At 53.9% G+C, this 14,969-nt stretch carries 12 protein-coding genes; 4 read left to right on the top strand and 8 right to left on the bottom strand.

The window, feature by feature from the left end:
* Positions 1–525 precede the first annotated feature (525 nt).
* Positions 526–1,914, bottom strand: coding sequence for a NarK family nitrate/nitrite MFS transporter (locus SGBXF1_RS14585; RefSeq protein ID WP_061806509.1), 1,389 nt, complete (start codon positions 1,912–1,914; stop codon positions 526–528).
* A gap of 364 nt (positions 1,915–2,278) precedes the next feature.
* Between SGBXF1_RS14585 and narX the strand changes: the two genes are divergently transcribed.
* Together narX and narL are read left to right on the top strand one after the other, a co-directional pair.
* A complete protein-coding gene (gene narX, locus SGBXF1_RS14590; protein ID WP_186427055.1) occupies positions 2,279–4,063 on the top strand; it encodes a nitrate/nitrite two-component system sensor histidine kinase NarX in 1,785 nt (594 codons plus the stop codon).
* Positions 4,064–4,074: 11 nt separating this feature from the next.
* Positions 4,075–4,725 (top strand): two-component system response regulator NarL, encoded by a 651-nt coding sequence (gene narL, locus SGBXF1_RS14595; protein ID WP_037419136.1) that lies wholly within the window; start codon positions 4,075–4,077, stop codon positions 4,723–4,725.
* Here narL and SGBXF1_RS14600 read toward each other — a convergent pair.
* Positions 4,722–6,233, bottom strand: a complete 1,512-nt coding sequence (locus SGBXF1_RS14600) for a YchO/YchP family invasin (protein ID WP_186427056.1) — start codon at positions 6,231–6,233, stop codon at positions 4,722–4,724. The two genes, narL and SGBXF1_RS14600, sit on opposite strands and share 4 nt — an antisense overlap.
* Before the next feature lie 528 nt (positions 6,234–6,761).
* On the opposite strand from SGBXF1_RS14600, the gene SGBXF1_RS14605 reads away from it, so the two are divergent.
* Together SGBXF1_RS14605 and SGBXF1_RS14610 are read left to right on the top strand one after the other, a co-directional pair.
* The gene (locus tag SGBXF1_RS14605; RefSeq protein ID WP_186427057.1) at positions 6,762–7,418 is read left to right on the top strand and encodes a prepilin peptidase; all 657 of its coding nucleotides are present in this window, start codon (positions 6,762–6,764) and stop codon (positions 7,416–7,418) included.
* 160 nt (positions 7,419–7,578) lie between these two features.
* Positions 7,579–8,145, top strand: a complete 567-nt coding sequence (locus SGBXF1_RS14610) for a YbhB/YbcL family Raf kinase inhibitor-like protein (protein ID WP_186427058.1) — start codon at positions 7,579–7,581, stop codon at positions 8,143–8,145.
* A gap of 66 nt (positions 8,146–8,211) precedes the next feature.
* On the opposite strand, the gene SGBXF1_RS14615 is transcribed toward SGBXF1_RS14610, so the two are convergent.
* The 6 genes from SGBXF1_RS14615 to SGBXF1_RS14640 form a co-directional block, all read right to left on the bottom strand.
* Positions 8,212–9,786 (bottom strand): ABC transporter substrate-binding protein, encoded by a 1,575-nt coding sequence (locus SGBXF1_RS14615; protein WP_186427059.1) that lies wholly within the window; start codon positions 9,784–9,786, stop codon positions 8,212–8,214.
* 136 nt (positions 9,787–9,922) lie between these two features.
* Complete coding sequence (locus SGBXF1_RS14620) at positions 9,923–10,594, bottom strand: ABC transporter ATP-binding protein (protein WP_130381123.1); 672 nt, start codon at positions 10,592–10,594, stop codon at positions 9,923–9,925.
* On the bottom strand, positions 10,591–11,427 hold the full coding sequence (locus SGBXF1_RS14625; RefSeq protein WP_186427060.1) for an ABC transporter ATP-binding protein: 837 nt from the start codon (positions 11,425–11,427) through the stop codon (positions 10,591–10,593). Before SGBXF1_RS14625 ends, SGBXF1_RS14620 begins: the two co-directional genes overlap by 4 nt.
* Positions 11,417–12,286, bottom strand: a complete 870-nt coding sequence (locus SGBXF1_RS14630) for an ABC transporter permease (protein WP_037419116.1) — start codon at positions 12,284–12,286, stop codon at positions 11,417–11,419. Before SGBXF1_RS14630 ends, SGBXF1_RS14625 begins: the two co-directional genes overlap by 11 nt.
* Positions 12,283–13,335 (bottom strand): ABC transporter permease, encoded by a 1,053-nt coding sequence (locus SGBXF1_RS14635; RefSeq protein ID WP_061806517.1) that lies wholly within the window; start codon positions 13,333–13,335, stop codon positions 12,283–12,285. The genes SGBXF1_RS14630 and SGBXF1_RS14635 overlap by 4 nt, the downstream gene beginning before the upstream one ends.
* Positions 13,335–14,903, bottom strand: a complete 1,569-nt coding sequence (locus SGBXF1_RS14640) for an ABC transporter substrate-binding protein (protein WP_186427061.1) — start codon at positions 14,901–14,903, stop codon at positions 13,335–13,337. Before SGBXF1_RS14640 ends, SGBXF1_RS14635 begins: the two co-directional genes overlap by 1 nt.
* Positions 14,904–14,969: the final 66 nt, after the last annotated feature.

Consider the following 14,969-nt stretch of genomic DNA (forward strand, 5'->3'; position numbering starts at 1 on the left):
AAAAAATAAATAATGTTGTTTACTTGTTAACTAAATGAAATTGTGAAATTTCATAATGCCGTCAGAAAGTATCACCTGTTTTTCCGCTTAATCTGATTGTCAGATAGCCTACAAAAAGCCTACGAAAACAGAATGAGAGTTATCTGATTTAATCCTTCACATGGCATTAAGTTAAATATAGCACCAAATACAAAGGCATATTGTCAACTTGGTGACACAAGTCTCGAATAATGAAAAAAACACGAGCTTCATTGTCATGCCAAGTCCCATCTTACGCACATTTCCTTTGTAAGGATTCAGACAGGGAAATGAAAAATATCTCCCAATGATATTCCAGATCATCATTGGCTAAAAAAACAGAACTTGAGAGATGCATCTATAAACAAAGGGAAAATCAGTGCGGGATAATAAGAATATTACCTAAAGGCGGGAAATTTCACTCAGGGCGTAAAAATATCACATGAAGAAGATAAAGAAACTGTCCCTCCCCTCTTGAGGAGGAACAGATTATACCCGATCGCGAGGTTATTTTTTGCGACCGTAGACTACCCAGGTGATCACGACACAGAGTACATAAAATACCAGGAAGACTTTCATTGCCCCAGCTGGTGAGCCCGTCATCGCTAGCGAAGTACCGAATGCCTGCGGAATGAAGAAGCCGCCAGCCGCGCCAATTGCCGAGATAAAGCCCAGCGCCGCCGCAGAATCGGTAACCGCCTCACGCTGGGCACTCTCGTCACTGCCGCCGCTAGCTTTGACTCGTTCGACAGTGATTTTCCGAAAGATCACAGCAATCATCTGGAAAGTGGAGCCGCTGCCCAATCCGGCGGTCAGGAACAGCAACATAAATACGCCGTAAAAGGCCATAAACGAACCGCTATCACCGGCCCCCGGTAAGGTCAGGAACAACAATGCGGCAAATACGGCCATCAGTACGAAGTTAATCAGCGTGACACGAATGCCGCCAAAACGGTCGGACAGCGCCCCACCTACAGGGCGAGCCAAAGCACCAAGGAAAGGACCGAAGAAAGCGTAATGCAGTATCACCACGTCCGGAAACTGAGTTTTAGAGAGCATGGCGAAACCGGCAGAAAAACCAATAAATGAACCAAAGGTTGCCAGGTACAACAGGCTCAACACCCACAGATGACCGCGTTTAAGTACCGGTAACTGTTGACGCAGTGACGCTTTGGAAGCCGCCAGATCGTTCATGCCAAACCAGGCGGCCAATGTGCCTATCAACAAGAACGGCACCCAAATCCAGGCCGCATTTTCCAGCCATAGCTGGCTACCGTCCGGCTGTGTTTGGCCCGTGCCGCCAAATACGCCGAATATGGCGACGGAAATCACCAACGGGGCGACCAACTGCATCACGCTAACGCCTAAATTGCCCAAACCACCATTGAGCCCCAGGGCGCCCCCCTGTCGTGCTTTAGGGAAAAAGAAGCTGATATTGGCCATGCTGGAAGCAAAGTTAGCGCCAGCAAAACCACACAACAGCGCGATGATGACAAACACGCCATAAGGGGTTGTGGCGTCTTGCACTGCAAACCCTAACCACAAGCAGGGTACCAACAGAAAACAAGTGCTGATCGCCGTCCAACGACGACCACCGAACATGGGGATAACGAACGAATAAGGCACGCGCAGAATAGCGCCAGACACAGAAGGTAACGCAGTGAGTAAAAACAGCTGATCGGTAGTGAAACTGAAACCGACTTTGTTCAGATTGACTGCCACCGCACTGAACAGCATCCAAACACAGAAGGCCAGCAGTAGGCAGGGAATGGAAATCCACAGGTTGCGGTTGGCAACGCGTTGACCGCGCTGTTGCCAGAATGCGGCATCCTCAGGCTGCCAGTCCTGAATAACCGCGCCTGTTTGTTTTGATAATGACGTTGCAGATTGCGACATAAAAACCTCAGACACAGGGTGATAACTTCGCCCACCCTAGGCGGCGCTCTCCTCGGCAAAGTTGATATAAATCAACCCGGATGCAGGTAGCAAACGACCGGAAAAGCCCCACCAGCCCTTTATGAGTAAGGTGTGATATCCCGCAAAAACAAGACAAATCAAAAGATTAAAAAATGCCCGATGCCACTGTGACGTACTCGCATCCCTGCCTGGAAACTAGGGGGTACTTCGTTAGAGGTATGGGGTTATGCGCGGGGATAATGAAAAATAATGCTGAATCGTTACTCTACTCGCTGGTGTCACCTGCTTCTGCCCTCAGGTTTCCAGCTGTTGTATTGCTTTGCCGTCGGGGATCCAAAACCTAATGAAACGCCTGTTAGCTCCGCTTTCCATCGTTAACCAGGTGGCCATATTGATGCTGCTTCTGGGCATCTTGGGTGTTGCTGGCATGAGCATTTCCGCCTGGATGTCGCAAAGCATTCAAGGTAATGCGCACGCCATCAATAAAGCCGGCTCGTTACGTATGCAAAGTTATCGCCTGCTGGCACAAGTGCCGTTAAATGCCCACAGCGAAACGCTGATTCGCGAATTGGACCAGGATGCAAACAGCCCTGATTTGCAACGCTCAGTAGAACAAGAGCAGCTGACCGAACAATTCCAGGCACTGAACAATTATTGGCAATTAACACTGTTGCCACAACTGCGCGATGCCCGTCGACCTGCCGATGCGGCTGCACAGGTTGCACATTTCGTCTCACTGCTGGATACGCTGGTTTCTGATATAGACCATCACACCGAACGCCGGCTACTGACAGTAACGCTGGTGCAGGCGGTGTTTATCGTGCTGACATTGCTGCTTTTGGTCGGCACCATTTGCTATCTACGCCGTCGCTTGCTGCACCCATGGCGCCAGTTGGTGGCGATGGCACTGTCGGCAGGCCGTGGCGATTTTAGTCGACGCTTTGCTCAGCGCGGCCACCAGGATGAAATGGCCTCGCTCGGTGGCGCGTTAAACACCATGTCCGACGAATTGGCCACAATGTACACCGGGCTGGAACAACGGGTTGCGGAAAAAACCGCTGATTTGCAGCAAAAAAATCAGGTGCTGAGTTTTTTGTATTGTGCCAGCCGCCAGTTACATGCCAATGAGCCGCTGTGTAGCCGACTGACGCCAATACTCAATAAGTTGCAAGCCTTGACGCCATTGCGCGCCATTCAGGTACGCCTGTACGAAAACAACAGCCAGGAACAATTTGTACAATTGAGCGGCAACCAGCCGCTTCGACCGGAATACTGCAACAACCCAGTGTGTAGCGCTTGTCTCAGTGATGACGGCCCACAGCACGCCGATCTCCCGTTGCTAAGCTGGAGCCTGAGCGACAAGCTGGGAGATTACGGTGTCATTGTCGCGCAACATACGTCGCAGCAGCCACTGAATGACGATCATCAACAGTTGATAAACACCTTGGTTGAACAGTTGACCAGCGTGCTGGCTATCGAACGCCAGGTTGATCATCAACAACAGTTGATGCTGATGGAAGAGCGCGCAGCGATAGCCCGCGAGCTGCATGACTCCATCGCCCAGTCACTGTCGTGTCTGAAGATGCAAATCAGTTGTCTGCAAATGCAAGGCGCTGAGCTGTCACCCGCTAATTTGGCGCTGGTTCAACAGATGCGCGAAGAACTGAACATTGCCTATCGGCAACTGCGCGAATTGCTGACCACTTTCCGTCTGCGGTTAACCGAACCGGGGCTACTGGCGGCATTGCAGTCGACGGTACAGGAATTTAGCCAAAGGCTCGGCATCACCATCAACCTCGATTATCAATTAACGCCACGTACAGTGCCTGCGTATCAGGCCATCCATCTGTTGCAGATTGCCCGTGAAGCGTTAAGCAATATCCACAAACATGCCCAGGCTAGCCAGGTAAACATTCAGGTGATCAATCAACGAGGGGAAGTGACCCTGAGTGTCAGTGATAACGGTCGTGGACTGCCGAAAAATACCGACCGCCCTGATCATTACGGCCTGATAATTATGCGCGATCGCGCCAAAAGCCTGCATGGCCGCTGCGAAATATTACCCCGCAGCGGCGGCGGCACTGAAGTCCGGGTAGTTTTCAAGCCGGACAACCACGCCATCGACTAATGGGAGAAACCATGACCACCGAAACTGCCGCCACTATTTTATTGATTGATGACCACCCAATGCTGCGCAATGGCGTAAAGCAGCTTATCGGCATGGATCCGCGCCTGCACGTGATCGCTGAAGCCGGTAATGGCGAACAAGGCGTCACACTGGCCGAAGAACATGATCCGGATCTGATCCTGCTGGATCTCAACATGCCGGGTATCAACGGCCTGGAAACGCTGGATCGTCTGCGAATGACCGCGCTCTCCGGACGTATTGTTGTGTTTAGCGTATCGAATCATGAGGATGACGTAGTCAGTGCGCTAAAACGCGGCGCCGATGGCTATCTGCTGAAAGACATGGAACCCGAGGAACTGTTAAAAGCCTTGCATCAGGCAGCAACCGGTCAAATGGTACTCAGCGAAGCCCTGACGCCCATTCTGGCCGCCAGTCTGCGTGAGAACCGCCCCAGCGCCGAGCGTGATATCCAGCAGCTCACCCCGCGCGAGCGCGATATTCTCAAGCTGATTGCTCAAGGTCTGCCGAACAAAATGATTGCCCGTAAGTTGACCATCACCGAAAGCACCGTCAAGGTGCACGTTAAACACCTCTTGAAAAAAATGAAGCTGAAATCACGCGTTGAGGCCGCAGTATGGGTGCTGCAGGGAAAGAACGGCTAGTGAGTGCCATATAACGGCCCAGTCTCCGCCGGGATAGTTAGCGGTTGCAGTATTTTTGCCGGTGGCAGACCTTCATCGGTACTGGCAGACAACGTCAACGGTGTCGTCACCTGCAGTTGGATCCAGTTTGAGGTCACCAACTGGTGCTTGTCATCCTCCAGTGTGACCGATAAACGGTAGCTATTGCTGGCACCAGGCGAGTCATCCCATTGCGGTACAATCAGGCTCCATCCGTGCGGATCATTACTGTTTTGCGACGGCGTCAGACTCAGGGCCTGCGTGTCCCCCTGCCAACTGACGTGAGTAATCTTGTTGGTGGTTTTGATCTCCAATACCAACGGTAACGTTTCTCCAGGATTCAACTGCCAGGGTGGCGTCGCCAAGAACACCTGTAACGTTTTACGCTGACGGAACGCCATCACCGGCACATTTTTCCGTTCAATGTTGTCATAACGGCTGCCGCGTAACGACTTGGCCTGAGCAACATATTCTGGCGATATCTGTTTCACCAATGGCACACCCAGTCGATAACTTAACGCCAGCTCGACCTGATCCTGACTGACCCCACCTTCGCCCATTTTGTGCAGCGCTTTGACTGTGACCAAGGGTACCGGAGTATAATTTACCCCCAACTGCATAGCGCGCGGGTCATTTTGCTTTTTACCACTGCCAAACAGGTCAACATTCTCTCCCCAATACTGCTCATAGCTGAGCGAGCCACCAATCTGGCGATAAAATGGCAGGTAACCCTGCGTAGTAATGTCATAACCGCTCGCCGGCCGACTGAGGAACTCAGCGTTGTTCGCCTGTTGCGCCAGAGCAGATAAGGGATAGTAATAGTTTGCAGAGAAACGCAGGAAATCGCCCCAGGCTTCCGCGCCCAAGCTGGCACGGTTATGATGGCGTTCGAAATCACTGTCGAGCACCGTGTTATACCCCAACAACCAATCGCCAGCGACCCACCGTTGTCCAACCCCCAGGTTGCCTAGCGAACCGCCCGTTTGCTGCATCAAGCCAATCTGACTGTAAGTCAGCAAGCCGTTGACATCATACAGTGGGCTGAACAACTGACCGCTGCTACCGGTAAAATCCCCTTGATCGGACATCACCAGTGACAGTTTGGCGTTACCCAAGGGTGAAAGCAGCTCCTGAGCCTGCTGTTGCAGTACGCTACTGGCCTGGCCTACCGCATAGCTCTCGGCACGGGTGCGCACCTGTTGGCTCGAAACGTTATTCAGGTTACGTTCACCCAGCTGTTTGGCCATGGTGGCCCACTCTTTTTCGCGCTCCGCGTCATTCGACACGCTGCCGCCCAGTTCAGGCAGACTATCGTTCGTGCTCGGTTGCTGGGTAATCTTGTCTGGCGCCGGTGGGGACTCGGCATAGGCGGGTAACGTACAGGTGAACGCCCCCAACAACCACGCGGCCGGTGAGTAGCCAATAAGGCGTGAGAGGAAATGAATGGCTTCTATCACTGTATAACGTGCTTTTTGTGTAACGTCTGTCATTACGCAGTCACCGCCTCCTCATCCAGAGGACGTGGCACATAAACCTTTTTTTGCTGTAGCCATTCCCGGCAACAGACACCCAAACGGTCACACACTGGCTGTACAGAGAGTATCTCTCTGTCGGGTGCCGGAACACCAAAGTGCATCATGAACCCCAAAGTCTAATCGGTTTCTGATGAGAAACAATCAGATAAACCTCATTCATTATTGTGACAACGTCACTTAAAACAAAATTTAGCCAGAGTGTGTTGCCGCTATCAGACTCATACTTAAAGCCCCACATCTAAAGGGTAAAATTCACTTTATTTCATTATCAATTTTGCCGAAAAAAAGAGCATCGCCAAACAATAAATCACACTAATCCATTGATTATAAATATCAATTAAAAATATCAATGCGTTTTTCATCACCCCATACAACGCTTTGCGGCCCTCCTCGCAAGGCTGAACAAAGGCCAATCATTCACTCCATGCTTACCGTGTTTTGCCGCTATTTTGAACACTATTTTCAGCTCTACAAGGACGTTTTATGCTCGATAACCCACAGTTTGATCTCTGGTATCGGGGCTTGTTTATCCTGGCTATGCTCCTTTCGGCAGCGGCGGCAATACGGCTGATTGATTCCCTGTCACAGGGGCCTATATCGCCTCCGTCGCCCCAGACAACACGTTGGATCTGGTTGATAGCCCTTGGTGCCGGGTTAGCAGCTCTGCCCTTCGATATCCCGCTGCCACAACGTGTCCTCTTACTGCCGGTGGCCGCCCTCTTGCTCGCGCTGGCGTTCATCGACTGGCAATGCCGCTTGCTGCCGGACCGCCTGACACAACCGTTGCTGTGGGCCGGTTTGTTGGTTAATCAGCAGGGCTATTTTGCCTCACTGACTGAGGCAGTCACGGGCGCTACCGCCGGTTATCTGTCTCTATGGCTGCTCAATGCGGCCTATCGCCGCAGACACGAAACGGACGGCATTGGCCAGGGAGACTTTAAACTGCTGGCGGCATTGGGTGCCTGGACGGGATGGGCGGCTTTGCCGGTACTGGTCACTGTCGCAGCGGCCGCCGGTCTGTGCACCGCGGCAGCAGCCTGTTTATTGCGCAAAACCGACTGGCATTCACCGCTGCCATTTGGCCTTTATCTGGCTGTTTCCGGTTGGTGGGTTCTGTTGTCAACGGCGGATATTGGCTGAACACCTTTTCACGGTGAAATCACCTTATTTCACCTTTATTCACCCTGACATAGCCCGTCCAATCCCATGGGCTGCTGTTATAGCCGAGTGTTGAGACCACTGTTATGGCGAGTGCCCGCCTGTGCCACTATGATTTATTTAATCAAACATGGGAGGTTGTATGATCGGTCGTGGTTTATTCGCACTCATGCTCGGCACGGCATGTGTTACCGGTTCACTGTCGTTTACGGCACAGGCCGCGGGCACCTTTACCCTCAGCTCACCGGCATTTCAGGACGGCGGTACGCTGGCACAGAAATATGCCGGAGCCACACCGGGTAACGCCAGCTGCACCGGCGACAACATTTCGCCACCGCTAAGCTGGGCCAACCCGCCGGCAGATACCAAAAGCTTCGCCCTATTGTTGTCCGATCCAGAGGGAAAAGCCGGTCTGGGCGTCAGTCATTTAGTCGCCTATGGCATCCCAGCCACCACCAACGGATTCGCTGAAGGCGATCTCACCCAAGGTAAAGGCTTTGTCGGTGGTAAAAATTCGCCCGGTACCGCGGTTTATCATGGCCCCTGCCCACCGGCCGGTTCCGGGTTTCATCACTATACGTTTGTGCTGATCGCCACCGATCTACCGCCTCATGCGCTTGGCCCAGGATTAACCCGTGAGCAACTACTGGAAAAATTAAAGGGCCACGCCAAGGGCGGTGCGGGGATTATCGGTCGCTTCGGCCAATAATCGCTCAGGCGGTTAGCGCCTCTATCGGTCCCAGACAGCTCCCGGCACTGGGGGGAACATGTCGGGTTACTTACTCACGCGATCCAGATACAGCATGCTGTTGGCGATATCCACGTTGGCGTCTTTGACGTTATCGCGCAGTGCCACCAGCGTTTGTCCCTGCAATGCCACCACGTAAGGTGAACGGGCCTGTAATTCGCGCTGCAAGGCGACGTAGCGTGTCGCGCGTTTTGCCACGTCACCTTCCGCCGCCGCTGCGCGGGTTTCCGCACTCAGTGCCGGGATGTTCCACTGGGTGCGCCATGCCAGGGTTTTCGGCCCGTCGGGCACGTTGTAAGCAAAGGCGCTGGCGTTAGTGTTCGGATCCAGATAGTCGGCCCCCCAATAGGTGAAAATGGCCTGGAAATCACGACTGCGCATTTTGCCCCACAGATCGCTTTCCACCACCGGATGGATATCCAGTTGCAAACCTGCCTTGGCAAAGCTGGCCTGCAGCGCTTGGGCAATATCGGTATACGGTGGCTGGTTGATGACGATCAGATCAATATGCGTCCCTTCAGCGATACCGGCGTCATGCAGAATCTGTTTGGCCTTGTCTACGTCGAGTTTGAACGGTTGATCGTCGATGGCACCATCCAGCCCGAGCGGCAGAAAGGCTTGGTGGACGCGGTATTGTCCCTTCAGCAGGTTGTCAGCTATCGCCTGGTAGTCCACCAACCAGCGCGCAGCCTGCCACAAGGCAGGGTTGCTCAATGCCGGCGTCTGTTTGCTGCCGGTGTTGAAGCCGAGGTAATAGACTTTGGACGAGTCCTGCTGCTCTATCCTCACACCCGGCTCTTTACGCAGCGAATTGAACTGATCGGCCCCCAGATCATAGGCCACGTCAGCATCTCCCTTGAGTAACAACAGCCGTCGAGTACCGGCATCGCTGACGTTCTTCAGCAGCACCGTTTTCAATTTGGCTTGCGGTTGAGCGTAGTCGTTGCGACTGAACAACAGTGCCTCATGCGGAACATAGTTGCTGACGCGATAAGGCCCGGCCCCTGCGGAATGCGACCGTAACCAAAGATTACCGTAGTCACCCTGTTGGCTGTGCTCATTCAACAGTTTTTCATCGACGATCGACGCTACTGGCGCAGTCAACAGTCGCAACGCCAGCCCGCTGCCGATATTGGCCGACCAACTCACTTGCAGTTGGTTGTCACTCAGCTTCGTCAACTGGCTCGCTACATTATCCGGCGTCCAGCCGAACTCGCCGAGAATAAACGACGGTGCTTTGTTCAGTTTCACCGCCCTTACCAACGAGAAGATCACATCCTCCGGCCGCACCGGGTTGCCGGAAGCAAAACGTTGGTTAGCTTTCAGGGTAAAAATCAGGCTGTGGCCGTCCGCACCCACCTCCCAGCCACTGGCCAGTTCCGCTGCCAGTTTTTCCGGTGTGCTACGGTCAGGCGTAAGTAGCCGCTGATACAGATTGACCAGGTTGGCCGAACTGACAGTTTCAAAGCTTTCGGCCGGATCCAGACTGATGACGCCTTCCAGCGAACTGACCACCACCAGTGTGTCTTTTGGGGTAGCAGCCTGCGCACCAACGCTCGCCGCCAGGGCGCTGAACAATAAGGTGGGGATTAACCGTTTCATGAGATGCACTCTCCAGAATCACGCGGATGCGCTATTTTTTCGAGTGTAGAGGCAGTGACTTAGCAGAAGAACGACTATAAATTGCTTTATTTATTACGCAGATGAATATACCCGCCGGGTTAAGGGCGGGCAGTTTTCAGTTCACCAAACGGCCGTGCGCCATCGCCACCGAGCGATCGCACATGTGGTCAATCACGTCAGCATCGTGGCTGACCAGGATCATCGTCAGGTCACCTGCCCGTTTTAGCTCATTGAGCAGGTTGAGGATCTCCGCCTGCACCGACATATCCAGTGCCGAGGTTGGCTCATCCAGTAACAATAGCTTGGGTTTTAGCAGCAGCGCACGCACTATCGCCACCCGTTGGCGCTGACCACCGGAAAGCTGATGCGGATAACGATCTAACAACCGGGGGTCTAACCCTACCTGACGAAAACCGGCGCTGATTTTCCTTTCGATGTCGCTCTCGTTCAGCAACTTCAGCGGCTCCGCTAATGTGCGCAGCAGCCGGTGCTTGGGGTGTAGCGAGGCGTAGGGATCCTGAAAGACCATTTGCACCTCACGCCGCAGCGTGCCGGTAAAAGGCCGTCCCGGCTGTAGGTCACGACCCAACAGCTGGAACCCCCCGCTCCAATTTTCATTCAACCCAGCCAGCACCCACAACAGCGACGACTTCCCACAGCCGGAAGGGCCAACGAGGCCGAAACACTCACCCTGCTCAATATGCAGACTGACTTCATGTACCACGGTGCGCAATTCATAGCCCTGCCGGTGGCTGACACTGAGGTTATCCAAAGTAATCAAGCTCATTTCAGTGACTCCAGCAACGCGCGATCCAATACGGGCAACTGTTTACCGTGCGTTTCCCTACTTGGCCGACACGACCACAGTGTGCGGGTATAAGGGTGAGTGGCTGTTGCCAGGCGATCAGCAGGTAATTGATCCAGCAGTTCACCCTTGTACATCACCAGCACCCGCTCGCAGTAGTGCGCAACCTGCTGTAAATCATGGCTGATCAAAATCAGGCCCATATTGCGTTGTTCGACCAGATTCTCGATCAGTTGCAGTACCTGATCGCGCATCTGGTGATCAAGCGCCGACGTTGGTTCGTCGGCAATCAGTAACTGCGGATCGTTAATCAGCGCAATCGCCAGCATCACACGTTGCCCCATACCACCGGACAACTGATGTGGGTAGCGTTGGCGTAGCGCGACCGGATCGGGCAACCCCACCGCCGCCAGCATATCCAGCACTTTCTCCCGCCGTTCGGCACGGCCCAGGCGGGTATGCAGTAACAGTGGCTCTTCCACCTGGCGACCAATTTGTTGAGTCGGGTTTAGCGCATGTTTGGGATCCTGCATCACCATTGCCACTTTGTTACCACGCAGACGGTTCCACTGACGTTCATTCAGCCGCGTCAGATCCTCTCCCCCTAACGTCAAACGCTGCGCCTGCAATTGTAACGGCGGTGGCAAAAGCCCCATCAAGGCGCGCGCGGTCAAAGATTTGCCCGAACCAGATTCTCCCACCAGCGCCAACCGTTCCTGTCCCATGCTGAAAGAAATACCTTTGACCAGTGGCTGCGACCCTGGCAGTGCCACCGACAGCTGTTCAACGGTCAATAAATTGTTATCAATGCCCATGTCGAGGATCCATTTTATCGCGCAGGCCATCGCCCAACAGGTTAAAGGCCAGACTGGCAAACAGGATTGCCCCACCCGGTGCAGCGGCAACCCACCACTGATCAAAAATCACTTTACTGCCTTCAGCCACCATCGATCCCCATTCCGCGGTTGGCGGTGCCACACCCATACCGAGAAACCCCAAACCGGCGGCAGACAAGATAATCCCACCCAAGCTCAACGCAGCACGAACCACCGCACTCGGCAGACACAGCGGCAAGATATGGCCGGCCATCAGCCGCAAACCGCCAATGCCTTGCATACGTGCAGCCGCCAGATAATCACTGCGGCGCAGCGCGAGTGTTTCCGCCCGTGCCTGTCGGGCAAAAGAAGGCCAACTGGTCAATGCCAGAGCCAGTGCGCCATTCATCAACCCTGGACCGAGTACCGCAACAAACGCCAATGCGATTACCAGGCTTGGCAACGACAGAAAAATATCGGTCACGCGCATCAAAATACGCTCAACCCAGCCACCGAGGTAACCAGCGCTGATACCCACCAACAACCCAATCGGAATGGTCAGCAACAGGATCAATGACACCAGAATTAGTGTTGGCCGCGCGCCATAAATGACCCGTGACAACAGATCACGCCCAAAACCGTCAGTACCCAGCCAATGACCGGAAGACGGCGGCAATAAACGCATCTCTATATGCTGTAGATTGGGGTCAAAGGGGGCTAGCCACGGAGCCAGCAGTGCGGTGAGGATCAAGATCGCCACCAGCGTGGCGCCCAACGTCAGCGCGGTCATTTTGCCACGCGAGCGATAACCGGTTGCCGGCTCGTTCTGGGGTTCATGTTCAGAAAGGTATTGGCTCATCGGGTTCGCGGGTCCACTAAATAGGTCAGCGCGTCAGCCAGCGCGTTAAGCACCACGAAACAGGTGCCAATCAACAATGTTGCGCCAAGAATTGCCGGCGTATCTGCGGCAAACAGTGCCGTGGTCAGATAACGCCCAACCCCCGGCCAGGCAAACACCGTTTCGGTCAGCACGGCACCTTCCAGCAAACTGGCATAGGACAGTGACAATACCGTAATCAGTGTGCCGAGCACGTTGGGAAAAACATGGCGCAGCAAAATCCGCGTGCGGCTGGCGCCTTTGGAGCGTGCCAGGGTCACGTATTCTTTATTACACTCTTCCAGCATGGCTGCACGCAGCAAGCGTGTGATACCCGCCATCGACAGCAATGCCAGTGCGACCACCGGCAACCACAGGTGACTGATGGCGTTATAGAACATCTCACGATCGCCAGACAACCAACTGTCAATCAGGATAAACCCGCTGCGCGGCTCCATACTGTACAGATAGATATCGTCCAGGCGGCCCGGCCCTGCCGACCAATGCAGCGTGGCGTAAAATAACAACAATCCCAGCAGGCTAAGCCAGAAGATAGGTACTGAATAACCGATCAACGACAACAGACGTGCCACGTTATCCAGCCAGCCACCCGGTTTAATCACCGCGAGAAACGCCAACGTAATGCCACCAACCGCACCGAGGATAATGGCGCAAGTTGCCAGTTCCACCGTCGCAGGGAAGGTACGCAGCAAATCGCTCAGCACAGGTTGCGAAGTAATGCGTGAGATCCCCATATCCCCGTGTGCCAGATGAACCAGATAACGCCAGAATTGCACCGGCAGAGGTTGATCCAACCCCAGATCGTGGCGTACCTGTGCATAAGTGGCTTCGCTGGCGTGATCACCGGCGATCTGCAACGTGGGATCAATTGGCGCCAAATGCGAAAGCATAAAGGTGAATAACAGCAGGCCAAGCAGTGTTAGCGCCAATGACAGCAAGCCGGTGAACAGCCCGCGGCCCCAGCGCCAACTACGCCGGGCGAACCCGGCGGAAGAAATACGGCTTATCATTACTTACTGACCTTGCTGTAGAACACCATGTCAGGATTGATGCCCTGCTCGTAACCTTTGAGGTTGTCACGTACCGCAATCAGGCTACGTGCCTGTAAGCCAATCACAAACGGTGAACTTTGTTGAACGGCTTGCTGCAACTGTTGGTAATCCGCCACCCGTTTAGCGGTGTCATTTTCCGCCGTTGCCGCCAGCGTCAATTTGCTCAGCGCAGGGATTTGCCAGTTGGCACGCCAGGCCAAGGTTTTGCTGCCGTCTTCCGGGTTATAGGCGAAAGCGGCGGCATTGGTGTTCGGATCAAAATAGTCCGGCCCCCAGGAGGTCAGCGTCGCATCGTAGTTCAGGGATTTAACCTTGGTAGAGACTTGCGCACTGAGACCCGGCACCAGATCCACCTTCACTCCACCCTGCGCGAAGCTGGCCTGCAATGCCTGAGCAATATCCAGATACGGCGGCTGATTGTTGACCTCCAGCTTAAAGCTGACGTTTTTCAGACCGGCCTTAGCCAGAATCTCTTTAGCCTTAGTCGGGTTAAAGCTGTAAGGCTGATCCTTCAACGCCCCCAGATAACCCTCTGGCAGGAATGCTTGATGCGTCTGGAATTGGCCTTTCAGCAGGTCGTCGGCGATACCTTTATAGTCGAATAACCAGCGCGCCGCTTCCCAGAAGGCCGGGTTACCCAGCGCCGGTGACGCCTTGGCGTTGAACTGCAAGAAATAGAGCGATGCGTACGGGATAGCCAACGGTTTGACGCCCGGCTTACCTTTCAGTGCCGCCATCTGGTCAGCCCCCAGGTTACGCGCAATATCCGCATCTCCCTGCTCAATCAACAAACGACGTGCGGCTGGATCCGGCACGTTTTTGATCAGGATGGTTTTCAGGTTTGGTGCGCCTTCGGGCGAGGTAGGATTGGCGTCAAGCACCACCACTTCATGCGGCACATAAGTACGGATTTTATATGGGCCACTGCCGGCAGAATGGCTGTTCAGCCACTGGTGTCCCAAATCATCACCCTGCTGATGTGCCAGCGCTTCTTTGGCATCGACAATCGAGGATACCGGAGCCGAAAGCAGGCTCAACACGAACGCCGGGCTGACGTTTTCGCTCCAACTGATTTTTACCCGTTGATCGTCCACCTTGCTCAGGTATTGGTCGACATTTTTAGCATTCCAGCCCAGTTGAGTCAGGATAAATGACGGCTCCAAATTCAGCTTCACCACCCGTGACAGCGAGAAGATCACGTCCTCCGGGCGTAACGGGTTACCGCTGGAAAATTTAGCATCCGGGCGCAGCGTAAACGTCAGGCTGCGGTTATCACTGCCCGCCTGCCATTCACTGGCCAGTGTCGGTTTAAGCGCGATCGGGTTTTGAGGATCCGATTGAATCAGGCGTTGATACAGACTGTTGAACGACTGCACCGTGGTTAATTCAAACCCTTGAGCCGGGTCAAAACTGACAACGTCATCGATTGACTGAGCAATCACCAGGGTATTGGCTGGGGTTGCTGCCTGCGCGCTGAAACTGGCCGCCACAGCCAAAAACACCAAAGAAGGAACGAACGCTTTCATCAAAATCTCTCCAACCGGATGGAATTTATAGTAATTTCGCGAGTGTATGTGAGAGCCATCGGCAGG

The organism is Serratia grimesii, from assembly GCF_900186025.1.
Classification (GTDB): Bacteria; Pseudomonadota; Gammaproteobacteria; order Enterobacterales; family Enterobacteriaceae; genus Serratia; species Serratia grimesii.